The sequence below is a fragment of the Leclercia sp. W17 genome, assembly GCF_003336325.1.
Classification (GTDB): domain Bacteria; phylum Pseudomonadota; class Gammaproteobacteria; order Enterobacterales; family Enterobacteriaceae; genus Enterobacter.
Map to the genome: position 1 here is coordinate 3,558,347 of NZ_CP031101.1, position 23,363 is coordinate 3,581,709.

At 61.3% G+C, this 23,363-nt stretch carries 23 protein-coding genes; 11 read left to right on the forward strand and 12 right to left on the reverse strand.

Annotation, left to right across the window (positions count from 1 at the left end; all coding sequences use genetic code 11):
• Positions 1-17: 17 nt before the first annotated feature.
• The 4 genes from DVA44_RS17680 to DVA44_RS17695 all read right to left on the reverse strand — a co-directional run bounded on the left by DVA44_RS17680 (position 18) and on the right by DVA44_RS17695 (position 4,924).
• Positions 18-1,259 carry an LVIVD repeat-containing protein gene (locus DVA44_RS17680; RefSeq protein WP_210405518.1) on the reverse strand — a complete coding sequence of 414 codons (1,242 nt, stop codon included), beginning with the start codon at positions 1,257-1,259 and terminating at the stop codon, positions 18-20.
• Positions 1,260-1,344: 85 nt separating this feature from the next.
• Positions 1,345-2,409: a sugar ABC transporter substrate-binding protein gene (locus DVA44_RS17685; protein ID WP_114387685.1), complete on the reverse strand. Its 1,065-nt coding sequence runs from the start codon at positions 2,407-2,409 to the stop codon at positions 1,345-1,347.
• 20 nt (positions 2,410-2,429) lie between these two features.
• On the reverse strand, positions 2,430-3,425 hold the full coding sequence (locus DVA44_RS17690) for an ABC transporter permease (RefSeq protein WP_114387686.1): 996 nt from the start codon (positions 3,423-3,425) through the stop codon (positions 2,430-2,432).
• Positions 3,422-4,924 carry a sugar ABC transporter ATP-binding protein gene (locus tag DVA44_RS17695; protein ID WP_114387687.1) on the reverse strand — a complete coding sequence of 501 codons (1,503 nt, stop codon included), beginning with the start codon at positions 4,922-4,924 and terminating at the stop codon, positions 3,422-3,424. The genes DVA44_RS17690 and DVA44_RS17695 overlap by 4 nt, the downstream gene beginning before the upstream one ends.
• Before the next feature lie 158 nt (positions 4,925-5,082).
• Here DVA44_RS17695 and DVA44_RS17700 point away from each other — a divergent pair, with 158 nt between their 5' ends.
• From DVA44_RS17700 to DVA44_RS17715, 4 genes are all read left to right on the forward strand, one after another.
• Positions 5,083-6,180 (forward strand): oxidoreductase, encoded by a 1,098-nt coding sequence (locus tag DVA44_RS17700; protein WP_114387688.1) that lies wholly within the window; start codon positions 5,083-5,085, stop codon positions 6,178-6,180.
• A gap of 61 nt (positions 6,181-6,241) precedes the next feature.
• Complete coding sequence (locus tag DVA44_RS17705; protein ID WP_114387689.1) at positions 6,242-6,985, forward strand: SDR family NAD(P)-dependent oxidoreductase; 744 nt, start codon at positions 6,242-6,244, stop codon at positions 6,983-6,985.
• A 190-nt stretch (positions 6,986-7,175) separates the two neighbouring features.
• Positions 7,176-7,472 (forward strand): type II toxin-antitoxin system RelE/ParE family toxin, encoded by a 297-nt coding sequence (locus DVA44_RS17710; RefSeq protein ID WP_114387690.1) that lies wholly within the window; start codon positions 7,176-7,178, stop codon positions 7,470-7,472.
• The gene (locus tag DVA44_RS17715) at positions 7,453-7,857 is read left to right on the forward strand and encodes a helix-turn-helix domain-containing protein (protein ID WP_114315653.1); all 405 of its coding nucleotides are present in this window, start codon (positions 7,453-7,455) and stop codon (positions 7,855-7,857) included. The genes DVA44_RS17710 and DVA44_RS17715 overlap by 20 nt, the downstream gene beginning before the upstream one ends.
• Here DVA44_RS17715 and DVA44_RS17720 read toward each other — a convergent pair.
• Positions 7,854-8,051 (reverse strand): YbdD/YjiX family protein, encoded by a 198-nt coding sequence (locus DVA44_RS17720; RefSeq protein ID WP_014169079.1) that lies wholly within the window; start codon positions 8,049-8,051, stop codon positions 7,854-7,856. The two genes, DVA44_RS17715 and DVA44_RS17720, sit on opposite strands and share 4 nt — an antisense overlap.
• A 59-nt stretch (positions 8,052-8,110) precedes the next feature.
• On the reverse strand, positions 8,111-10,216 hold the full coding sequence (gene cstA / locus DVA44_RS17725; RefSeq protein ID WP_114387691.1) for a pyruvate/proton symporter CstA: 2,106 nt from the start codon (positions 10,214-10,216) through the stop codon (positions 8,111-8,113).
• Positions 10,217-10,505: 289 nt separating this feature from the next.
• Here cstA and DVA44_RS17730 point away from each other — a divergent pair, with 289 nt between their 5' ends.
• The 3 genes from DVA44_RS17730 to DVA44_RS17740 are packed head-to-tail and all read left to right on the forward strand — an operon-like array spanning position 10,506 to position 12,812.
• On the forward strand, positions 10,506-11,222 hold the full coding sequence (locus DVA44_RS17730; protein WP_114387692.1) for a nucleoside recognition domain-containing protein: 717 nt from the start codon (positions 10,506-10,508) through the stop codon (positions 11,220-11,222).
• Positions 11,222-11,686, forward strand: coding sequence for a YjiG family protein (locus DVA44_RS17735; protein ID WP_114387693.1), 465 nt, complete (start codon positions 11,222-11,224; stop codon positions 11,684-11,686). The genes DVA44_RS17730 and DVA44_RS17735 overlap by 1 nt, the downstream gene beginning before the upstream one ends.
• 13 nt (positions 11,687-11,699) lie before the next feature.
• The gene (locus DVA44_RS17740) at positions 11,700-12,812 is read left to right on the forward strand and encodes a M20 family metallopeptidase (protein ID WP_114387694.1); all 1,113 of its coding nucleotides are present in this window, start codon (positions 11,700-11,702) and stop codon (positions 12,810-12,812) included.
• A gap of 156 nt (positions 12,813-12,968) precedes the next feature.
• Here DVA44_RS17740 and entH read toward each other — a convergent pair whose 3' ends face one another.
• Genes entH through entC form a run of 5 tightly spaced genes read right to left on the reverse strand, consistent with a single transcriptional unit; the run spans position 12,969 to position 17,781 of the window.
• The gene (entH, locus tag DVA44_RS17745; RefSeq protein ID WP_114387695.1) at positions 12,969-13,382 is read right to left on the reverse strand and encodes a proofreading thioesterase EntH; all 414 of its coding nucleotides are present in this window, start codon (positions 13,380-13,382) and stop codon (positions 12,969-12,971) included.
• Positions 13,383-14,129 carry a 2,3-dihydro-2,3-dihydroxybenzoate dehydrogenase EntA gene (gene entA / locus DVA44_RS17750; protein WP_114388447.1) on the reverse strand — a complete coding sequence of 249 codons (747 nt, stop codon included), beginning with the start codon at positions 14,127-14,129 and terminating at the stop codon, positions 13,383-13,385.
• 2 nt (positions 14,130-14,131) lie between these two features.
• Complete coding sequence (locus tag DVA44_RS17755) at positions 14,132-14,986, reverse strand: isochorismatase (RefSeq protein WP_114387696.1); 855 nt, start codon at positions 14,984-14,986, stop codon at positions 14,132-14,134.
• Between the two features lie 11 nt (positions 14,987-14,997).
• On the reverse strand, positions 14,998-16,596 hold the full coding sequence (entE, locus tag DVA44_RS17760; protein WP_114387697.1) for a (2,3-dihydroxybenzoyl)adenylate synthase EntE: 1,599 nt from the start codon (positions 16,594-16,596) through the stop codon (positions 14,998-15,000).
• A 9-nt stretch (positions 16,597-16,605) separates the two neighbouring features.
• Positions 16,606-17,781, reverse strand: coding sequence for an isochorismate synthase EntC (gene entC, locus DVA44_RS17765; RefSeq protein WP_114387698.1), 1,176 nt, complete (start codon positions 17,779-17,781; stop codon positions 16,606-16,608).
• Positions 17,782-17,968: 187 nt separating this feature from the next.
• Here entC and fepB point away from each other — a divergent pair, with 187 nt between their 5' ends.
• Positions 17,969-18,928 (forward strand): Fe2+-enterobactin ABC transporter substrate-binding protein, encoded by a 960-nt coding sequence (fepB, locus tag DVA44_RS17770; RefSeq protein WP_114387699.1) that lies wholly within the window; start codon positions 17,969-17,971, stop codon positions 18,926-18,928.
• Positions 18,929-19,177: 249 nt separating this feature from the next.
• Here fepB and entS read toward each other — a convergent pair whose 3' ends face one another.
• Positions 19,178-20,413, reverse strand: a complete 1,236-nt coding sequence (entS, locus tag DVA44_RS17780) for an enterobactin transporter EntS (RefSeq protein ID WP_114387701.1) — start codon at positions 20,411-20,413, stop codon at positions 19,178-19,180.
• Between the two features lie 111 nt (positions 20,414-20,524).
• Here entS and fepD point away from each other — a divergent pair, with 111 nt between their 5' ends.
• The 3 genes from fepD to fepC are packed head-to-tail and all read left to right on the forward strand — an operon-like array spanning position 20,525 to position 23,309.
• Positions 20,525-21,529 carry a Fe(3+)-siderophore ABC transporter permease gene (fepD, locus tag DVA44_RS17785; RefSeq protein ID WP_114387702.1) on the forward strand — a complete coding sequence of 335 codons (1,005 nt, stop codon included), beginning with the start codon at positions 20,525-20,527 and terminating at the stop codon, positions 21,527-21,529.
• Positions 21,529-22,518 (forward strand): iron-enterobactin ABC transporter permease, encoded by a 990-nt coding sequence (gene fepG / locus DVA44_RS17790; RefSeq protein ID WP_114387703.1) that lies wholly within the window; start codon positions 21,529-21,531, stop codon positions 22,516-22,518. Before fepD ends, fepG begins: the two co-directional genes overlap by 1 nt.
• On the forward strand, positions 22,515-23,309 hold the full coding sequence (gene fepC, locus DVA44_RS17795; protein ID WP_114387704.1) for an iron-enterobactin ABC transporter ATP-binding protein: 795 nt from the start codon (positions 22,515-22,517) through the stop codon (positions 23,307-23,309). The genes fepG and fepC overlap by 4 nt, the downstream gene beginning before the upstream one ends.
• Positions 23,310-23,363: the final 54 nt, after the last annotated feature.

The window sequence follows — 23,363 nt, forward strand, 5'->3', positions numbered from 1 at the left end:
CCTACAAAACCTGTGCGCTATCCCAAATACTCAATCACCGACAACCCACCGTTGTAATCCGTGCTGTAGATAATCCCCTGTGCATCAACAAACAGATCGCATGACTGGATCACCTGCGGGCGATTGGGACGGGTATCCATCATCTTCTCCGGTGCGGCAGGCACCAGCGCCCCGGTCTCAACCGGACGATAGGGATCCGAAATGTCGTACGCGCGCACGCCCGCATTCTGATAAGTTGCGAAAATCAGCGTTGAGCTGACAAAGCTTCCGGGGCGGTTCTCGTGCAGGTTATGCGGCCCGAAGTGTGCCCCTTTCGCCACATAATCCCGCTCGTTTGGCTGCGGGAAGGTGGAGATACTCACCGGGTTCGACGGCTCGCGAATATCAAACAGCCAGATCAGCTTCTCGCCGTCTTCCTGATTGTCGAGCACCGCTTCGTCCAGCACCACCAGCAGATCCCGGTCCGGCAGCGGCAACGCGGTATGGGTACCGCCACCAAACGGCGGGCTCCAGTTGCGATGGCTGATCAGCTTCGGCTGGGTTCTGTCTTTCACATCCAGCAACGTAAGGCCGCCGTCGCGCCAGCTGCCGTAGGCAGTATCCCCGGCGATAATCGCATGATGCAGGGCGTAGCGTTTGCCTTCCGGCCAGTTTGGGGCTTCCCCTGCCGCCTGGTTCATCCCCGGTAGCCACCAGCGCCCTGCCACTTCGGGTTTACGGGGATCTGCCAGATCGACGGTCAGGAAAATGTAATCAGTAAAGCCGTCGATCAGCGCCGAGACATAGGCCCAGCGTCCGCCCACGTACCAGATGCGGTGAATGCCGATACCACTCAGCGACAGGAAACTGATTTCCCGCGGTTTATCCGGGGTCGAAATATCAAAGATGCGCAGCCCGGCGCTCCAGCCTTTGTCCTGCACGTCGCTGACCGTCTCCCCCACCTGGCGGGTGTAGTAGACCTTTTCGTCAGCAAAGCGGGCATCGGCAAACAGATCCCGGGCGTTGATCACCAGCAGCAGGTCGTCATGGGCCTGCAGATGCACGTTCCAGGTGCCCGGCGGCGCAGGCACATAGCCCGCCGCCTTCGGGTTCTTCGGATCGCGCACGTCGACGATGGAAAAGCCCTGGGACACCATATGCCCAATATAGGCGAAGCCGCGATGCACCATCAGCTGTACGCCGTCCGGGCGTCCGCCCTGGTCGCTGTGGCCGATTAAGCGCATATTGCGGCTGTATTCGGGAGTGGGTAATGCGGTCACGCAACCTCCTGTTGCCCGGTGGCGCTGCGCTTACCGGGCCTACAGTCCGTAGGCCCGGTAAGGCGCAGCCGCCACCCGGCAAAGTTTATTTTGCCTTCGCTTCTAACGTCGCGAACCACGGGGCGATAAAATCGTCGGTCTGGCCCCAGCCTGGAATGATCTTGCCTAAAGAGGCCACGTTCACCGCACCCGGCTGCGCCGACAGCAGCGCCTGCGGAATAGCCGCAGCTTTAAAGTCATAGGTGGCAGGCGTCGCTTCCCCGGCAATTTTGTTAGCGATCAGACGCACGTTCGTCGCGCCAATCAGCTTCGGATCGACCGCCACGCTCACCACCCATGGGCTGCCCGCTTCGCGCATCAGCTGCAGATCCTGGTTGGAGATATCGATGCTGTAGAGTTTGATCTCGGTGCGGCCGTTCTCTTTCAGCGCTTTATAAGCGCCCTGGCTAAAGGCATCCCAGGTGCCCCAGATGGCGTCGATCTTGCCTTTCGGGTATTTCGCCAGCACCGCGCCCACCTTGTTGGCGGTGTCGCCCTGCACATCGGACGATACCGCCCCGATGGACTCCAGCTCTTTAATGCCCGGGTTCTCCTTCAGCAGCGCCTGGTAAGCGGTCTGACGGCGCTCCATCGGTGGGAAGCCCGCCACCCACAGCTTAATGATGTTGGCCTTGCCGTTGAAATCCTTCACCAGCTGGCCGAACGAGAGGTTGGTCAGGGAGGCGTCATCCTGCTGGGTCACCGTCACGCCCGGGATCTCCCCGTTGACCGCAGTATCAAACACCGCCACCTTGATCCCGGCATCCACCGCCTTTTTCACCAGCGCGGTGGAGTACGGGTCACGCCCCTGAGAGAGAATAATCCCGTCATACTTCTGGCTGATGGCCTGGTTAACGAAGTCCTGGAATTTGGCATCGTCGCCGTTGCTTAAAAAGGTGCTGACCTTAAAGCCGAGCTTTTTCCCTTCCTGAATCGCCCCGGCCACAAACTGGGTGGTGTTGTCATCAGAGCCGAGGTTACGGATCACCGCGATGCGGATCTGCCCGTCGTGGTTGGCAATGGCCGCTGGCACCGGCGCAGGCGTCGCCGCATAGCCCGGCAGTGAACTCAGTAATCCCAGCGTCAGCAAAGAGAGTGCAACTTTTTTCATTCTGTTATCCCGTTGTGTTGTTAGCGTTTTTGTACGTACGTCATCGCCAGTGCCACTGCAAGCACCAGCCCTTTTATAATGTCCATGGCGTAATAGGGTACCGAGAGCATCACCAGCCCGTTGGAGAGCACCCCGAGGATCACCGCCCCTACCAGGGTACCCAGCGCGTTCGGTTTACCGGAGCCCGCCAGCGAAAAACCGATCCACGCCGCCGCCACCGCATCCATCAGATAGCCGCCGCCAGCATTCACCTGCGAGGAGCCAATGCGCGAGGCGAGCAGAATGCCGCCCAGCCCCGCCAGCAGCGAGGCGATCACATAGGCCGCCACCTTGTAGCGTGTGGTGCGGATCCCGGATAAGCGCGCCGCTTCCGGGTTACCGCCAATGGCGTACATCCGGCGACCGTGGGTGGTGAGCGACAGCCCCAGCTGCGCCAGCAGCGTCACCGCCAGCATGATAATGACGATGGTCGGCACCTGCCCCAGCGCGCCAAAGGCCGCCGGGATGGTCCCCTCCGCCATGTCGCCGCTCGGCAGGACCATGTTCTCGGTGATCGACCCGCCGTAGCTGTAGGTCATCGCCACCCCCTGGATCACAAACAGGCTGGCAAGAGTGGCAAGCATGTCGGGAATGCGCAGAATGACGATCAAAAAGGCGTTAAACAGCCCCACCAGGGTGCAGAGCACCAGAGTAATGAGAATGGATTCAGTGGTGCCGAAGCCGTGCCAGACGAAGAGCGAGATCACCAGCGCATTCGCCAGCGACGCCGTCGACCCCACCGAGAGATCAAACCCGCCGATGGTCAGCGAGATGGAGACCCCGACGGCAATCACCGTCACGATGGCAATGGAGCGCAGAATGTTGATGATGTTGTTGGGGTCGAGGAAGTTCTCTGACGCCAGGCCGAAAATGGCCACCAGCGCGACCACCGTCAGCAACATGCCCCATTTATAGAGAAAATCGAAAATGTGCTGACGGCCAGACGCCGCCGCATTGAATGAAAGGGCCTTGCTCACGACGCCGTTCCTCCGGTTGAATAATAAAGTAATGTCTCTTCGCGGGCGCTTGCCCCATCCACTTCCGCCACAATGCGCCCGTCCCACAGCACGCAGATGCGGTCACACAGCCCCACCAGCTCAGCGAACTCGCCCGAGGCGTAAATCACCCCTTTGCCTTCCCGCGCCAGGCCGTCAATAAGCTGGAACAGATCGGTTTTGGCCTTCACGTCCACCCCTTTCGTGGGCTCGTCGAAAATCAGCACCTGGGCGTTGCCGCGCAGCCACTTGCCAATCGCCACTTTTTGCTGGTTGCCGCCCGACAGACGGCGCAGTACCTGCCCTGGCCCGCGGGTGCGCACCCCCACCCGGGCGATCACCTCTTCCGCCCAGCGCCACGCCTGGCGATGACCAAACAGGCTCCAGCGCGAAAAGGTCTTATCCGCTGACACAGCCAGGTTCATGCTCACCGGCTCATCAATGAAGATGCCCTCTTTGCGCCGCTCCTCCGGCACCAGCGCCAGCCCGCGCAGCACCGAGTCTGCCGGGTCGCGCGGCGTCCAGGGCTGATGGTTCAGCTCGCCCTTCGCCACCTGGCTTTTGGTCGCCCCAAAGAGCGCCTTGCAGAGTTCGGTTTTCCCGGCCCCCGCCAACCCGGCGATTCCAAGAATTTCCCCCTTACGCAGATGCAGGGAGATATCCTTCAGCAGCCCTTCGTCGTGCAGCCCCTCCACCCGCAGCAGCGTTTCGGTGCTGTGCTTTGGTCGCGCAGGCGGATAGATATCGCTCAGCTCATGGCCAAGCATCTTCTCGACAATCGCCTCCCCGCTGAGATCCGCCATCGGGCCGGACTCAATCAGCTTGCCGTCGCGCAGCACCGTTAAGGTGTCGCAGATCGCCTTCAGCTCATGGATGCGGTGGGAGATAAACACCACCCCGATCCCCTGCTGTTGCAGGCGACGCACCACGGCGAACAGCCGCTCGCTCTCATGGGCATCCAGCGGCGCGGTAGGTTCGTCGAGAATAAGAAAGCGGCAGTGATGGGAGAGCGCCCGCGCCAGCAAAATTTGCTGCTTCTCCGCCAGGGTGCAGCTGTCGATGGAACGTCGCACGTCGAGGGTGACGTCGAGCTGCGCCAGCGCCTGCCGGGCCTGCTCGCGCATCGCGCCCCAGCGGAAGCGGTGCCCCGGCTGCGCCAGATGGTCGAGCATGATGTTTTCTGCGATGCTGAGGCCGGGGATCAGCGCCACGTCCACCTCCTGCTGCACCAGGTGGATACCCAGCTGTTTGGCATCCACCGGCTCACGAATGACGACGGGCTGATTGTTAATGCTGATTTCGCCCGCATAGTGGGCGTGCGTCCCGCACAGCACCGCCATCAGCGTGGACTTCCCGGCGCCGTTCGCGCCCGTGAGCGCGTGCACCGATCCGCCCGTCAGGGTGAAATCCACCTGCGACAACGCCTGAAAGCCAGAAAAAGCCAGGCTGATGCCGCGCATCTCGAGGCGACTGGTTATCATCCGCTGCAATCCTGTATTAATCTTTTGATTTATAGAATTTTTCACAGCACTGGCTGGCTGGCAACGACGGAAAAAGCATAAGATAAAGCAAAATAATATTAGCCATCCGGATGTCCAGACATAACATCAGGTTAGCGCTTCGCAAAAAGGAAACCCTCATGAGCAACACTGACATCCGCGTCGTTCCCGGCCCGGCAAACTACTACTCCCACCGCGGTGCTCTGGCTCGCCTGGACGATTTTTTTACCCCGGAGCAACTCTCCCGGGCGGTATGGATCTACGGTGAACGCGCCTTGGCCGGGGCCCGACCGTTCCTGCCGGAAAGTTTTGACGCGGCGGGGGCAAAACGGCTGCTCTTTAAAGGCCACTGTAGCGAGCGCGATGTGAATCAGCTTGCAGAAGCCTCCGGCGCGGATCGCAGCGTGGTGATTGGCGTCGGCGGCGGCGCGCTGCTGGATACCGCCAAAGCGGTGGCCCGCCGCCTGGGTCTGCCGCTGGTGGCTATTCCCACCATCGCGGCCACATGCGCGGCATGGACCCCGCTGTCGGTGTGGTACAACGACGCCGGGCAGGCGCTCCATTTTGAGATCTTTGACGATGCCAACTATCTGGTGCTCGTCGAGCCCGAGATCGTCCTCAATGCCCCGGCAGAGTACCTGCTGGCGGGGATCGGCGACACGCTGGCGAAATGGTATGAAGCGGTGGTGCTGGCGCCAGAGCCTGAACAGCTGCCGCTGACGGTGAGGCTCGGCATTAACGGGGCGCTGGCGATCCGCGACGTGCTGCTGGCGCACAGCGAGCAGGCGTTAGCCGACCAGACGCGGCGCGAGGTGACGCGTGAGTTTCATGACGTGGTGGACGCCATCATCGCCGGTGGCGGCATGGTCGGCGGGCTCGGGGAGCGCTACACCCGCGTGGCGGCAGCGCATGCGGTGCATAACGGCTTAACGGTGCTGCCTCAGACCGCGCCATTCCTCCACGGCACCAAGGTGGCATACGGGATCCTGGTGCAGAGCGCCCTGCTCGGCCAGGATGATGTGCTGCGCGAGCTGGTCGCGGCGTACCAGCGTTTTAACCTGCCCACCACCTTGCGTGAGCTGGAAGTGGACATCCATAACCGCGAGGCGCTGGACCGGGTTATCGCCCATACCCTGCGCCCGGTAGAGTCGATCCACGCCCTGCCGATCGCCGTGACGCCAGAGGTTCTGCGCGCCGCGTTTGAAAAAGTGGAAAACCTCAGCCACCCGGCGCATTGACGCCGGGAACTGGCCCTCTATACCTAATGATGATCATCACCACTCTCGTAACGAGGTCATCATGCAGATCGATTTAACAGGTAAAAAGGCGCTGGTTACCGGCGCCAGTCGTGGGATAGGCCGTGCCATTGCGCTCTCCCTGGCACGTGCTGGCGCCGATGTGGTTATCACCTATGAGAAATCCGCCGATAAAGCCCAGGCCGTCGCGGATGAGATCCGCGCGCTGGGGCGGCACGCCGAGGCAATCCAGGCGGACAGCGCCAGCGCCCAGGCGATTCAGGATGCCGTCACCCAGGCGGCGCGAAGCCTCGGCGGGCTGGATATTCTGGTGAACAACGCCGGGATTGCGCGCGGTGGTCCGCTGGAGACGATGACCCTGGCGGACATTGATGCCCTGATTAACGTCAATATTCGCGGGGTGGTGATCGCCATTCAGGAGGCGCTGGTTCACATGTCCGACGGCGGGCGCATTATCAACATCGGCAGCTGTCTGGCGAACCGCGTTGCCCAGCCGGGCATCGCCGTGTACTCCATGACCAAATCGGCACTTAACTCCCTGACCCGCGGGCTGGCGCGCGACCTCGGACCACGCGGGATCACCGTCAACCTGGTCCACCCCGGCCCCACCCACAGTGATATGAACCCGGAAAATGGCGAGCAGGCGCCCGCCCAGCGTCAGCTTATTGCCCTCGGGCACTACGGGCAGGCAGAGGATGTCGCCGCCGCGGTGACCTTTCTTGCCAGCCCCGCCGCCGGGCAGATCTCCGGCACCGGGCTGGATGTGGACGGCGGGCTGAACGCCTGACGCTTGCTCGCAGAACTGATGTATGCCTCTGTCGCCCAGCAGAGGCGTTTTCGACCCGCCTCGACAAACTCACTTTTGCCGCTTTTTCCGCTCTTCTCCTCGCCCTACAGTACCCCATAAGTAATTCGGAATTTATCTAATAGTCTTATTATTTCCTTATATTTTGTGTGGGCGTACAGTGGAGGTACGGATGAAGATTGTCTGGTCAAAAACCGCGGAGAAGCAGTTAGCGAAAATCGATTCTCGCTATCGCTGGCGCATTGCACGCAGGCTGGCGAGTCTGGATGACCATGCCGCTCCCGTGGCAGATATTAAAAAATTGTCCTCACCCGAAAACCACCATCGATTGCGGGTGGGTGATTACAGGGTCATCTACACCCTTGAAAATCAGCAAAGTGATACCTGTTATGTGGTATCCGTTAAGCGTCGAACAACAACCACCTATCTTCATGAGGAGCATATGGAATATGACTGTGCAGTTGATTAAGGATGAAGAGGGAAAAACGCAATATGCCGTCATTCCGTACAGGGACTATCTTCGCATGCGCTTAGCCATGCTGGAGCAGGATGACGACGATGAAAGCGAATGGGAAGACATTCCATACGAATCAGATATCTACGATAATGTTGGCTTGCCGGGAGAGGTATGTAACGTAATGCATAGCGAAAACGTCAGCCTGCAGGCGGCCTGGCGCATCTACCGCGGTCTGTCCCAGCAGGAGGTGGCCGACAAACTGGGCATCAGCCAGTCCGCCGTATCACAGCTTGAGGCCGTGGACTCACGCCCGCAAAAACGCACCCGCGAAAAGCTGGCGGCCATCTATGGCTGTAAGCAGGAGCAGATCAGCCTCTACTTACCGAAAGAGGGTTAACAGCACTTCGCGCCGCCTTTACCGCCGTAGCGGGCATCCTGGCGATCGCGGAAAAACGCTTCGTAGGTCATCGGCGTCTGGTCAGGATGGTTGACGCGCATATGCTCGACGTAGTTGTCGTAGTCCGGCACGCCGATCATCATTTTTGCGGCCTGCCCTAAATATTTACCGGCTTTTGACAGGGTATCGAACATCACGTTTCTCTCACAAAAAAGGTAGGCCGGGCAAGCGCTAGCGCCACCCGGCACACAGGTTAATGCGCCCCTTTCGCCTGGGTCACAATCTCTTCATAGTTGGCTGGCATCGGCTCATACGGCGTCTCTTTCGCCGTAGGTTTGTCCTGTTTCAGGGCAGCCAGCGCGGTCTTCAGAGAATAGAGCGCCAGTACCACAACCACAACCATAAAGAAGATGGTCAGCCCGGCATCCAGACGGTTGTTAAAGACCAGCTGGGAAAGCTGCGACTCGGTGTACTGCGCTGGGATCTTGCCGCTGTCGATCATCGCCTGGAACTTGTTGGCGATGGCCAGGAAGCCCACTTTGGCATCGCTGCTGAAGGCTTTCTGCCAGCCTGCGGTCAGGGTACAGATCAGCAGCCAGGCGGTTGGCACCAGGGCGACCCAGGCGTAACGCTGGCGTTTCATCTTGAACAGCACCACCGCACAGAGCATCAGCGCCATACCGGCCAGCATCTGGTTAGCGATACCGAACAGCGGCCACAGGGTGTTGATGCCGCCCAGCGGATCGACCACCCCCTGATGCAGGAAGTAACCCCACGCCAGGACGCAGAGCGCCGTCGCCAGCAGGTTCGCGGGCAGCGATTCGGTGCGTTTCAGGTTAGGTGAAATGACTCCCAGCAGATCCTGCAGCATAAAGCGCGCCGCCCGTGTCCCGGCATCCACCGCCGTCAGGATAAAAAGCGCTTCGAAGAGGATGGCGAAGTGATACCAGAACGACACATCCATCAGACCGCCCAGCGCGCCGTGCAGAATGTAGGCCATGCCCACCGCCAGCGTCGGCGCACCCCCCGCGCGGGAGATAATCGACTGCTCGCCCACCTCGTTGGCAATCTGAGAGAGGGTATCCGGGGTAATGCTAAAGCCCCAGCCGCTGACCACCTGGGCCGCAGAGGCCACCACGTCCGCCGTACCGGCAGGCGCCAGCACCGCAATCGGGCTGTTCATTGCAAAGTAGACGCCCGGATCGATAATGCAGGCGGAGACCAGCGCCATAATGGCAACAAAGGACTCCATCAGCATACCGCCGTAGCCGATAAAGCAGGCCTGATTTTCATTAGCCAGCATCTTCGGCGTGGTGCCGGAGGCGATCAGGGCATGGAAGCCAGAGACGGCGCCACAGGCGATGGTGATAAACAGGAACGGGAACATATTGCCGGACCAGACCGGACCGGTGCCATCAATAAACTTTGTTACCGCCGGCATGGTCAGGGTCGGGCGCATGATCAGAATGCCAATCGCCAGGCCGACAATGGTGCCGATTTTCAGGAAGGTGGAGAGGTAATCCCGCGGCGCCAGCAGCAGCCACACCGGCAGTACCGCGGCCACAAAACCATAGCCCACCAGCATCCAGGTCAGCTGCACGCCGGTATAGTCAAAGTATGGCGCCCAGGTTGGGCTCTCGGCCACCCAGCCGCCGGAGATAATGGCGAAGACCAGGAAGACCAGGCCAATCACCGACACTTCGCCGATGCGCCCCGGGCGCAGGTAGCGGATGTAGATCCCCATAAAAATTGCCAGCGGAATGGTAAAGGCGACGGTATATGTCCCCCACGGGCTGTGGGTCAGGGCTTTCACCACGATCATCGCCAGCACCGCAAGGATGATCACCATGATCATAAAGCAGGCCACCAGCGCAATCACCCCGGCGGTCGGCCCCATCTCCTCTTTCACCAGCTCGCCGAGGGAACGCCCGTCGCGGCGGGTGGAGACGAACAGCACCATAAAGTCCTGCACTGCGCCTGCCAGCACCACTCCGGCGAGGATCCAGATCATCCCCGGCAGGTAGCCCATCTGCGCGGCCAGTACCGGCCCCACCAGCGGCCCGGCCCCGGCAATAGCGGCAAAATGGTGACCGAACAGCACTTTTTTGTCGGTTGGCACATAGTCCAGCCCATCGTTATGGCGCACCGCAGGCGTCATGCGCGTCGAATCGACCGAGAGGACGTTATGGGCAATAAACTTGCCGTAAAAACGGTAGGCAATCAGATAGATACAGACCGCTGCGACGACTATCCACAGCGCATTGATCTGTTCACCGCGGTTGAGGGCGATATAGCCCAGCGCAAAGGCACCCACGACGGAGAGCCCTGCCCATATGAGGTATTTCCCTGAGTTATTCATGATATGGTTTCCATCATCGCAGAAGTGAGATGTTACATTTTGTATCTATAACACTCGCTTAAGATTTAACAACTCAACTACACGTAAAAACAGACATCCAACCAGTCATTTACATAACATTGTTAAGCCGATCACTTTCACCCGCACCTGCCCGCCTCGCTTATTACCCAGCTCACATTTCGCGCAAATTTCCCCCTGACCGTCATTACAGAATGATTTACATCAGTTTTTTTGTTGCTTTTCTCACCAGAATAGCGTGGCAGGACATTACATTAACAAGGAAAAGGAAATGAAAAGTTCACACCCTGAGGAGTACAAGGTTGGTCCCGGCGCCTATATCGCCCTGGCGTTTGCGGCTGTTTTTTTCTCTGGATTGTTGGGCGGTAAAGCGTGGTACGGCGTGTTCGATTTCACCACGCTTAACGGCGCGTTTGGCAAGGTAGTCAGTAAAGCCTCTCTTAACGATGGCGCCTTAACCACCGCCACCAGCGCCTTTCGCGGCACCGGCGGCAGCGGCGCGATGGACGGTTTTCTGTTTGCTCTGGGGCTTATCCCGGCGGTGATGTTCGCTCTCGGCATGATCAACGTGCTGGAGCATTACGGCGCCCTGCGTGCCGCACGCAAACTGCTGACGCCTCTCCTGCGTCCACTGCTGGGCATCCCCGGTACTACCGGTCTGGCGCTGATCGGCAGTCTGCAAAGCACCGACGTTGGTGCCTCGCTGACCCGCAACCTCGCCGACGAGGGGCAAATCACCGAGAACGAGAAAGATGTCTTCGCCATGTTTCAGTTCTCGGCAGGGGCGATGATCACCAACTTCTTCTCCTCCGGCGCGATCCTCTTCACCCTGGTGGCAATCGACGGCACGGCGGCGGTCCCGACCTCCATCGGGGCCTGCATCGCGGTGATGTTTCTCATGAAAATCGTCGGCGCCAATATGATGCGCCTGATTGTCCGGTTCAGGACTAAAGCCCCCGTCTCTACCCCGGCAAAAGGAGAAGCCTGATGAGCGCCCCGAATGCGAATCCTGTTATTACCGACGTCTTTGTCGAAGGCGCCCGCAAGGGCTGGAACATCGCCACCAGCAGCACCCTGCCGAATGTGGTGATGGCGTTCATCATTATTAAAGCGCTGGAGATCACCGGGGCGTTAAAAGGGCTGGGGATGATTTTTGCCCCGCTGATGGGGCTGTTTGGCCTGCCGGGTGAAGCCGCCGCGGTGCTGATTGGCGGCTGGATGTCGATGGGGGGCGGGATTGGCGTTGCTATCGGCCTGTTTGATAAAGGCATTCTCACCGGTGAGCACCTGGCGATCCTCGCCCCGGCCATCTACCTGATGGGCTCCCAGGTGCAGTACCTGGGGCGTATTCTGGGGGTGATTGGCACCCGCGCCACCCGTATTCCGCTGATGATCGGCATCTCGGTGATCAACGCCTTCTTAGCCATGCTGCTGATGCGCATTATTCTCTGAAAAAGGACCTTACATGAATCTTGAACATTACATCGAAGAGTTGAAAACCCTGGTCAACGTCGACTGCGGAACCAAGACCGTCGCGGGCGTGGCGACGGTGGCAACCACTATGCAGCGCCTCTGGCAGGCAGAAGGCTGGCATACGGAGCAGGTTGATCTCGGCAATCAGGTCGGCCCCGGCCTGTTTGTCACTAACACGCCGCAGGCGCAGAAATTTGACGTACTGCTGGTGGGCCATCTGGATACGGTATTTGCCCCCGGTACGGCGGCAGCGCGTCCGCTGAGTCAGGATGAAACAAGGCTGTTTGGCCCAGGCGTGTCAGACATGAAGAGCGGCCTGCTGAATATTCTCTGGGCGATGCGCGGCCTGGATGAGGCCGATAAACAGCGGCTGTCTATTGCGGTGGCGATGAACCCGGATGAAGAAACCGGCTCGGTACACTCTCATGAATGGATTGGCGAGCTGGCAAAACGTTCCCGCTGCGTGCTGGTGTGCGAAGCGGCCCGCGCCGACGGCTCACTGGTGAAAGCCCGCAAAGGCATGGCGGGCTATCAGCTGCACTTCAGCGGCGTGGCGGCCCATGCCGGTAACGATCCGGAGAAAGGCCGATCGGCAGTGACGGCGCTGGCGAACGCCGTTATTGCCATTAACGCCTTAACCGACTGGGATCGCGGCACCACGCTCAACGTTGGGGTGATTCAGGGCGGCAGCGCGGGCAACGTCGTGGCCGACAGCGCAGAGGCCGAGCTGGACGTGCGCTTCTGGGAAAACGAGGAGTACGACCGGGTGCATCAGGCGCTGGAGGCGCTGTGCGCCAGCGGGTTCCTTGATGGCGTCACCACCACCCTCACCCGTGTTAACCACAAACCGGCAATGGCCACCAGCGACGAGACCCGCACGCTGATGCAGTTAGTTGAAAACGCCGGACGCGAAGAAGGCGTCACCATTAGCTGGCAGGCGGTAGGGGGCGGCAGCGATGCCAACCACACCGCCGCGCAGGGCATTCCAACATTAGATGGCTTTGGCCCGATCGGCGCCGGGTTCCACAGCCCCGCCGAGTGGCTGGAGATTGCCTCCATTGAACCGCGGATCAGGTTGTTGAAGCGGGTGGTGTCGATGTTGTAATCCCTCTGCGTAAAAATGCCCGGTGGCGGCTTCGCCTTACCGGGCCTACAACACACCGAACCGTAGGCCGGGTAAGCGTCAGCGCCACCCGGCACACAGCAACCACGAACCGTAGGTCGGGTAAGCGAAGCGCCACCCGGCACACAGCCGCACTCTCTACCCCAACACCATCGTACTCAACCGGCAGGTACAGCAGCGCCGTCCCTGTTCGTCATAGATCACAATCTCCCAGCTCTGGCTGGTGCGCCCGAGGTGTAGCGGCTGACACACTCCGCGCACCTTGCCCTGCGCCACCGCCCGGTGATGGGTGGCGTTCAGCTCCGTGCCCACCACGCTCTGCCCGTCGCGGGTCATCAGAAAACCAGCCATCGACCCCAGGGTCTCCGCCAGCGCCGCCGACGCGCCGCCGTGCAGTAAACCAAACGGCTGATGAGTCCGCGTATCTACCGGCATTTCGGCCTCCAGGGTGTCGTCTCCCAGCCGGGTGTAGACGATCCCCAGATGCGCCACCATCGTGTTCAGGCTGGTGGCGTTCAGCGCCTCCAGCGATAAATGACGTTTCCAGATCATCTAGGCCCCCAGCGTGGAGCCGCCGTCCACCACGATATCCTGCAACGTGATGTGGCTGGCGTGGTCGGAGGCGAGGAACAGCACGGTGCTGGCGATCTCCTCTGGGCGGGCGATTTTACCCAGCGGAATGCCGAGCTTGAACTGCTCGCCAAACCCGCGAATACGCTGCTGCTCGGCATCGTCGCTTTTCCACAGGGTGCGCTGCATGTCGGTATCGGTGGAGCCCGGCGACACCAGATTAGAGCGCACGCCGCTCCCCGCCAGCTCCAGGCCGACGGTGAGCGCCAGGCTTTTCAGCGCCGCTTTCGAGGCGCCGTAAGCGCTCATGCCGATGCGCGGCGTATGGGCCGCGTCGGAAGCCACGGTGACAATCGCCCCGCCCTGCTGACGACGGAACTGGCCCATCGTCTGCTGGAACAGGTTGAACGCCCCGCCCACGTTGACCGCAAAGGTCTGCTGCCAGTCGTCCTGCGACAGCTGGTCAGTCGCCCCCATCCGTAAAATACCGGCGGCGTTCACCAGTACATCCAGACGATCCATCCCCGCCAGTAAACGTCCGCAGACCGCATTCACCTGGACAGCGTCCGCCACGTTCAGCACTTCGGTGGCAAAGGGATAGCTCGCCTGCGGAAAGGCGACGTCAAACCCCGTCACCTGGGCACCCGCCTCAGCAAACGCCAGCGCGGTGGTATAACCGATGCCTTTACCGGCCCCGGTCACCCAGACGGTTTTACCCGTGAAATCCAGCATCATTTCACCTCGCGGGAGAGCAGCGCCCACCAGGCATCAAGGGTCGGATTTTTCGCCAGCATCACAAAGTCGATATCGCCATGCACTTTGCGCCAGCGCGCCGCCAGGGCCATCATCCGCACCGAATCCAGACCGTAGTCGATCAGGTTTTCATCATCCATCGGCTCATCGGACTCATCCAGCAGAGGCAGGATGAGCTCGCGCAGCGCCGCTTTGCTGGCCGGTAGCGACGGCAGCAGCTCGTCGGTGGTCACCACGCGCCCGGAACGACCGGCCACATATTTAAGCGACATCAGGTGCTCGTCCCGGGTGAAGTCCGCCAGCGCATCGGCGACAAAGAACGGCTGAATGTCGCGCATAAAGGCGTCGATGGCAGTGGTCATGCAGCCGATATGGGCGTACACGCCGGTGATGATCAGCTGGTCGCGGCCGCTCTCTTTAAGCATCTGCTCCAGCGGCGAGCGGTGAAACGCGCTGTAGCGCCACTTCACCAGCACGGTGTCCGCTTCGTCCGGCGTCAGTTCAGCCACGATGCGCTGCTGCTCCGGCGAGCGGGTCAGGCCCGGCCCCCACATGTCATTCAGCAGGGCGCGGTCTTCATCGCTCTGCTCTTTCGGCTGGGCGGTGTAATAAACCGGGATCCCCTGCTGTTTGCAGTAGTCGCGCAGGCGGGCGATGTTCGCCACCACCTGCGCCATCATCGGGCAGTTATCGCCCCAGAAGTTGAGGAAATACTCCTGCATATCGTGGATCAGCAGCGCGGCGCGCGCGGGCTCCATCGTCCAGCTCACCTTATTGGTCGGCAGATCTGCCGCGCCCGGCAGCGCGTAACCGGTTAATTTTGGAATTGCCATCGTCTTGCTCCTCAGCCCCGGGCCCGTTCGGCCAGCCACAGGCGTAATTGTTTTTTATCGACTTTCCCTACCGGCGTCAGTGGCAGTGCCTCCAGGCACTCGACGCGATCCGGCAGCTTAAATTCAGCCACGCCCTGCTCGCGCAGGAAGCGGCGCACCTCCACCGCGCGCAGGGGCTGTTTCACCACCAGATACGCGCAGCTCTTCTCGCCCAGCAGGCTGTCCTCCATGCTGACCAGCGCGGCGTGGATCACCGCCTCGTGGCGCAGGAGCAGGTTTTCCACCTCTTCGGCAGCAATTTTTTCACCGCCGCGGTTAATCTGATCTTTCTCTCGCCCCTGCACGGTGATGTAGCCCTGCTCGTCAATGGCGATCAGATCCCCGGAGCAGTAAAAGCCGTTCGCATCGAAGGCGCTGGCGTTGTGCTCCGGGCTCTTGTAGTAGCCGCGGAAGGTGTACGGTCCACGGGTCATCAGGCGCCCCACCTCGCCGCGCGGCAGCGGATTACCGTGCTCATCGGCCACCCATACTTCGTCATCCGGGCACATCGGGCGACCCTGGGTATTGATGATGCGCTCCGGCGTATCATCCAGCGCGGTGTAGTTCACCAGCCCTTCGGCCATGCCAAACACCTGCTGGAGCTGACAGCCGATCTCAGCCGGAATACGGGCGGCCAGGGTGGCGGAGAGTCGCGCCCCGCCTACCTGCAACAGTTGCAGGGATGCCAGCTGCGTATTGCCCGCCCCTTCCGCAATGGCCTGTAACCACAGGCTGACCGCAGGCGGCACCAGCGAGGTGACGGTGATCTGATGCTGTTCGATTAGCGGGAAGCAGAGCGTGGCGCTTGGATCGTTCGCCAGCACCACGCAGCCACCGGCCATAAAGACCCCCAGCGAGCCGGGGGAACTCATCGCGAAGTTATGCGCCGCCGGTAATGCGTTCAGGTAACGGGTATCCGCGGTAATGCCGCAGATCTCGTTGCTGCGACGAATGCTGTAGTAATAGTCGTTATGGGTGCGCGGGATCAGCTTCGGCGTGCCGGTGCTGCCGCCGGAAAGCTGGAAGAATGCCACTTCGTCCGCCGGGGTTGGGCTGGCGATAAAATTTTCTGCCGGGCGGGCCATCGTTGCCTCCAGCCCGTCGCCGCGCAGCAGCACCACGCGCAAGGAACGGTGCTGGTCAACAAAGGTGTTGAGGAAGTCGTCGCCAGCAAAGAGGCCGTGAGCGCGATCGGCAATCAGCAGGGCGGGTTCAATCTGGCTGGCGTAGGCGTTCAGCTCGCTGCGCTGATGGCTGAAGAGCGCATTAACCGGGGCCACCCCCACCTGCAACAGGGCGAAAAAGGTGATGTAAAACTCGGCGACGTTGCCCAGCTGCACCAGGGCGGTTTCACCCCGCTGAACGCCCTGCGCCTGCAACGCAGCTGCCAGGTTATTGACGGACTGCTGGAACTGGCCGTAGGTAAAGCGGCGTTCGCCGTCGATAATCGCCAGCGCGTCGCTGTCGCCGTGGCGGGTGAGAATGTCCGTCAGGGGCAGATCCTGCCAGTAACCTTTTTCACGATAGCGGCGGGCAAATTCATCGGGCCAGCGGGTAAAGGGAAGGGTCATGATTAATCCTTAATGCATACCAAAAACGTTGAGCATGGTGGTCAGCTTCACGCCGGTTTCGCGCCATTCGGCCACCGGGGAAGAGGCCGGAACAATCCCGGCGCCGGCAAACAGACGTACGCTGTTGGCCTGAATACGTGCGCAGCGGATGGTGACCACCCACTCGCCGTTGCCTTCGCTGTCGCACCAGCCGACGATGCCGCCGAACAGCTCGCGGTCGAACGGCTCCAGCTCGGCAATCAGCTCTTTCGCCGCCTGGTGCGGGAAGCCGCTCAATGCCGGGGTCGGGTGCAGCAGGCAGGCCAGGGTCAGGGCGTTCTCATCTTCACGCGCTTCGCCTTCTACCGGGGTGGCGAGGTGCCACAGGGTTGGGGTAGTCACCAGCTGCGGCGAGGCGGGCATGGCCAGCTGATGGCTGCGCGGGGCCAGCACCGCCTTCATCGCCTGGGTGACCAGCTCATGTTCGTGACGATCTTTTGCCGAGGCCAGCAGCTTGTTGCCCGCCTCGCGATCGAGCATGTCGTCCGGCTGACGACGGGCCGAGCCTGCCAGCGGCAGGGAGCTAAAGTGTGCCCCCTCTTTACGCAGCAGCAGCTCCGGGCTGGCGCCGAGCAGCACCCCGCCATCCTCCAATGGGACGTGGAAATTAAAGCTGGCCGGGTTCTGGGCGATCAGTTTTTCCAGCAGCGCGCCGCTGTCGAGTTTCTCTTCGGTTGCGATATCGATCAGGCGCGACAGCACCACTTTGTTGACGCGCGGAGTGGCGGTCAACGCGGCGGCGCGAGCCACCATCTCTTCAAAGGCTAACTGGGCCGGGATCTCGGTACGGGATTTGACCGTCAGCGGTGAGGTCCGGGCGGCATAGCGGGCAGATTGCTGACGCGCCGGGCGGGCAAAAGATTGCCACTGCTCCGGGATAAACAGCGACGACGGCTGGCGGGTATCAAAGGGGATGGCCCCCACCATCACCGGGTTAGCGATCCCGGCGGCTTTGGCATCTGCAAAGGCCTGGGCCAGCTTTTGCTGAAACGCGCTGGCCGGATCGTCGCCATTGACGGCAGGGGTCGTGAAACGGGCAAAGCAGCCAGAGGTGGTAAAACTGCGATAGGGCGACATAAAGAAGAAGCTCTCTTTTTGCAGCCGGGTCGCGTTGTGCTGAACATCCTCAGCCAGTGACGTATCCATATCATCCTCCTGAAATGATAAAAGCAGTAAGAATTATTATCATTTATATTTTCGCTGGCTAACCTAATCCCAGAGCGCAATGGTGTCAACAGCCCAGCGTGTAAGTTGTGCGACTATCGCTTGCATCCCTTCGCCTCATTCATGAAAATGAGAAGCATTAACTTCAACAAAAACAGGATGCCCCTTCGTGAAACTGCCCGCCTTTTGCCGTAACACCCTGCTTTTTATCAGCCTTTTATTTTCAGGATTAACCTCAGTCGTCGCCGCCGACTGGCCGCGTCAGGTGACGGACAGCCGCGGAACGCACACCCTTGAGAGCAAACCAACGCGGATTGTCTCCACCAGCGTGACCCTCACCGGCTCCCTGCTGGCCATTGACGCCCCGGTGGTCGCCAGCGGTGCCACCACCCCGAACAACCGGGTGGCGGACGATCAGGGTTTCCTGCGTCAGTGGGGTGATATCGCGAAACAGCGTAAGCTGGCCCGGCTCTACATCGGTGAGCCGAGCGCAGAAGCGGTGGCCGCACAGATGCCGGATCTAATCCTCATCAGCGCCACCGGGGGCGATTCCGCCGTCGCGCTCTACGATCAGCTCTCCGCCATCGCCCCGACGCTTATCATCAATTACGATGATAAAAGCTGGCAGGCGCTGCTGACCCAGCTCGGCACGATTACCGGTCAGGAGCAGCAGGCCGCGGCGCGGATTGCGGAGTTTGATAAGCAGCTCGCCCGGGTGAAAGCGCAGATGAAACTGCCGCCGCAGCCGGTGAATGCCATTGTCTATACCGCCGCGGCTCATAGCGCCAACCTGTGGACCGCCGAGTCGGCGCAGGGCAAGCTGCTGCAACAGCTCGGCTTCTCTCTTGCCACTCAGCCCGCCGGGCTGAATCCGTCCCAGAGCCAGGGCAAGCGCCACGACATTGTGCAATTAGGGGGTGAAAACCTGGCCGCCGGACTGAACGGCGAAGGGCTGTTCCTGTTTGCGGGGGATCAGAAGGATGTGGATGCGATCTACGCCAACCCCCTGCTGTCCCATCTGCCGGCGGTGCAGAACAAACGCGTCTGGGCGCTGGGTACCGAAACCTTCCGTCTGGATTATTTCAGCGCCACCCGGGTGCTGGAGCGGTTAGAGACCTTGTTTAAATAGTCGTGCCTGTTGATGCCCGGTGGCGCTGCGCTTACCGGGCCTACGGTTCGGGCGGGTGTGGGTTTTGTACCGTGCGGCCTTATGCCCGGTGGCGCTTCGCTTACCGGGCCTACGGTTCGGGCGGGTGTGGGTTTTGTACCGTGCGGTCTGATGCCCGGTGGCGCTGCGCTTACTAGGCCTACGGTTCGTGCCGGTGTAGGTTTTGTAGGCCGGGTAAGGCGTAGCCGCCACCCGGCACATTCCACCGCGTTAAACCGTGGCAATCTCCTGCCGAAACCGGCGTAGCTCCGCCAGCACCACCAGCAATATCGCCCCCACTATAGCCAGCACAAACCCGCTACTGCTCGCCGCGGCTACCGGGGTCATGATTGCCCCCAGGCCACCCAATATTGCGGCACCAATCGCATCGCCGGTAACGTTTTGCGCCGTCCACAGGCCGTTGATACGTCCGAGCATCACCTCCGGGGTCTGGGTCTGGATCAGGGTGTATTGCAGCAGCGAACTCACCGCGCTCAGCCAGCCAAACAGCGCCAGGCAGATCACCCCCAGCGCCCAGACCGGCATCAGGCTGAAGAAGCCGATGGCAACAAACGAGGCCAGGGTCGCCAGCAGCATAATCAGCCCCGGACGGGCACTCTGCGCCAGGTTGCCGCTGGTGAGGGCACCAAAGGCTGCACCCAGCGGGATGGCGGCATAGAGCAGGCCAATCTGCGACACGCTCATCTGCCACGAAATCGCCAGCGCCGGATAGAGCACCCGCACCGCGCTTGCCATCGTCAGCAGCCCGCCCAACAGGGCGATGCCGCCAATTAGCGGATTGCTGAACAGAAAGCGGATCGCTGCCAGCAGCGACTTAAGCGGATGCTCGCGCGGCTGGGGCGGAGGCGGCAGCAGGGGCAGACGCAACAGGGTTAAGGTGGTGATAAAGGTGCCCGCCGCGGCGAGGCCGTAGTTCCAGGCCACATTCCCAGTGCCGAGCAGCAGGCCGCCGACCATCGGCGAGATCACCGATCCCAGACGCACGGTGAGCATGGTGATGGCCCCCGCCTGCATCAGGTTTTCGCGCCCCACCAGCGCAGGCGTCGCCGCCAGCAGCGCTGTCACCCCTAATGATGCAAAAAAGCCATCCCACAGACCGAGGGCATAGATGGCGATTAATGATGGCTCCGGCAGCATGGCGTTCAGACAGAGGCCGACAAAGCCCACCCCGCAGGTGCCCCGCGCCAGCAGAATCAGCTTCTTACGCTCGTAGCGATCCGCCAGCACTCCGCCCACCATCAGGCCGATAAACATCGCCCCGCCGGTGAGGGTAACAGAGAGCCCCACCAGCCAGCTGGAGTGGGTCATCATCTGGATTTGTACCGGGACGGCCACGCCGAGCAGGCCAAGGGATAAAATAGAGATAAAACGGGCAATAAAAACAGCACGAAACGCCGGATGGGTCTTCAGCAAACTCAGATTGAGCAGCCAGGATTGTCGGGTCATTACAAAGCCTTAATGGTTTCTTTTGTACCAATTCCATGGCCGCACATGCTAACATAGCTAAATAAGATAGATAACGATAATTACTATCATTATCAAATCATGGACGTAGCTATGTCGTACTCCCTTTCCGCGTCACGTGCCGTTGCCGTGCCCGGCTTACTGTTACTGCTCACGCTGGCGATTGCCCTCAGCCTGTTGGTGGGCGCCAAACCGCTGCCCTTTTCGGTAGTGGTGGATGCCCTCTCCGCCACCTGTCAAAGCGCCGACTGCACCATCGTGCGGGATGCCCGCCTGCCGCGCACCCTGGCCGGCCTGCTGGCCGGCGCTGCCCTCGGTCTCGCCGGGGCGCTGATGCAAACCCTGACCCGCAATCCACTTGCCGACCCGGGCATTCTTGGCGTTAACGCCGGAGCGAGCTTCGCCATCGTGCTGGGCGCGGCGCTGTTTGGCTTTTCCTCTCCCGGCGAACAGCTGGTGATGGCGCTGTGCGGCGCCTTTGCCGCCTCGCTGCTGGTGGCCTTTACCGGCAGCCAGGGCGGCGGTCAGCTCAGCCCGGTGCGCCTGACGCTCGCGGGCGTGGCGCTCGGCGCGGTGCTGGAGGGCTTCTCCAACGGCATCGCCCTGCTCAACCCGGACGTTTACGACCAGCTGCGCTTCTGGCAGGCGGGCTCCCTGGATATCCGCACCCTGCAAACGTTGCAGGTGGTGAGCGTACCGGTACTGATCGCCGCCGCCGTGGCGCTGCTGTTAAGCCGGGCGCTCAACAGCCTGAGCCTTGGCAGCGACACCGCTACCGCGCTCGGCAGCCGGGTGGCGCGCACCCAGCTTCTGGGATTACTGACCATCACCGTATTGTGCGGGAGCGCCACGGCGGTAGTGGGCCCCATCGCCTTTATCGGCCTGATGATGCCGCACATGGCCCGCTGGCTGGTGGGAGCCGATCACCGCTGGTCGTTGCCGGTCACCCTGCTTGCCACCCCTGCCCTGCTGCTATTTGCCGATATCCTGGGGCGACTGCTGGTACCGGGTGAACTCCGGGTATCGGTGGTCAGCGCCTTTATCGGCGCGCCGGTGCTGATCTTCCTGGTGCGCCGCAAGCGTGGAGGTGGAGTGTGATGGCCCCTTCCCGTCGTTTAGTGTTCAGCTGCCTGCTGCTGGTGCTGATGAGTCTCGCCGTGGCGATCGTCAGCCTGCAAAGCGGCGCGGTGACGCTCGATTTCTCTCAGGTCTTTAACGCCCTCACCGGCAGCGCGCCGCGCAATATCACCATGGTGGTGACGGAATGGCGACTGCCAAGGGTGGCGATGGCCCTGCTGGTGGGCGCGGCGCTGGGGATCAGCGGCGCGATATTCCAGTCGCTGATGCGCAACCCGCTGGGCAGCCCGGACGTGATGGGCTTTAACACCGGCGCCTGGAGCGGCGTGCTGGTGGCGATGGTGCTGTTTGGTCAGCACCTGACGGCCATTACGCTTGCGGCCATGGCGGGCGGTATTCTCACTTCGCTGATCGTCTGGGCGCTTGCCTGGCGCGATGGGATCGAGACCTTCCGCCTGATCATCATCGGCATCGGCATGCGCGCCATGCTGATGGCCTTTAATACCTGGCTGCTGCTGCAGGCATCGCTGGAGACCTCGCTTTCTGCCGGGCTGTGGTTCGCCGGGTCGCTTAACGGCCTGACGTGGGCCAAAACCCTGCCCGCCGCCCCGCTGATCATGCTGATGTTTATCTGCGCCCTGTTGCTGGTGAAGCGCATGCGGCTGCTGGAGATGGGCGATGACAGCGCCTGTGCGCTGGGGGTGAGCGTCGAGCGTTCGCGCCTGATGCTGATGCTGGTGGCGGTGGTATTAACCGCCGCGGCCACCGCTATCGCCGGACCAATCTCCTTCATTGCACTGGTGGCGCCGCACATCGCCCGCCGCCTGAGTGGCACCGCCCGCTGGGGGTTAACCCAGTCGGCGCTGTGCGGATCGCTCTTGCTGCTGGCGGCGGATCTCTGCGCCCAGCGGCTGTTTATGCCCTATCAACTTCCGGTGGGGGTGGTGACCGTCAGTCTCGGCGGCATCTACCTCATCGTCTTGCTTGTTCAGGAGTCCCGCAAGAAATGAGTGCCAATCTGACCCGCTTGCGCGGCGACAATCTGACCCTTGGCTACGGTAAGAAAATCGTGGCCGAGGATCTGCAGGTGGCGATCCCCGACGGCCACTTTACCGCCATTATCGGCCCCAACGGCTGCGGGAAATCGACGCTCTTACGTACCCTGAGCCGTCTGATGACGCCGCTGCACGGCAGCGTTTATCTTGATGGCGAGCAGATCCAGCGCTTTGCCAGCAAAGAGGTGGCGCGCCGCGTCGGGTTGCTGGCGCAAAACGCCACTACGCCGGGGGATATCACGGTGCAGGAGCTGGTGGCGCGCGGGCGCTATCCGCACCAGCCGCTGTTTACCCGCTGGCGTAAAGAGGATGAGGCGGCGGTAGCCAAAGCGATGCAGGCCACCGGCATTACCGACCTGGCGGCGCAGAGCGTGGATACCCTCTCCGGCGGGCAGCGCCAGCGGGCGTGGATTGCGATGGTGCTAGCCCAGGAGACGTCGATCATGCTGCTGGATGAGCCGACCACCTGGCTGGATATCAGCCATCAGATCGATCTGCTGGAGCTGCTGAGCGACCTCAACCGCACCCAGGGCTTTACCCTGGCGGCGGTGCTGCATGACCTGAATCAGGCCTGCCGCTACGCCACCCATCTGATTGCCCTGCGCGACGGCAAGATTGTGGCGGAGGGGGCACCGAAAGCGATCGTCACCCCGGATCTGATCGAGCGGATCTACGGGATGCGCTGTATGATTATTGACGATCCGGTGGCGGGTACACCGCTGGTGGTGCCGCTGGGACGGCGGTAGAAAAACGCCGGGTGGCGGCTACGCCTTACCCGGCCTACAAAACCCTTATGGCAC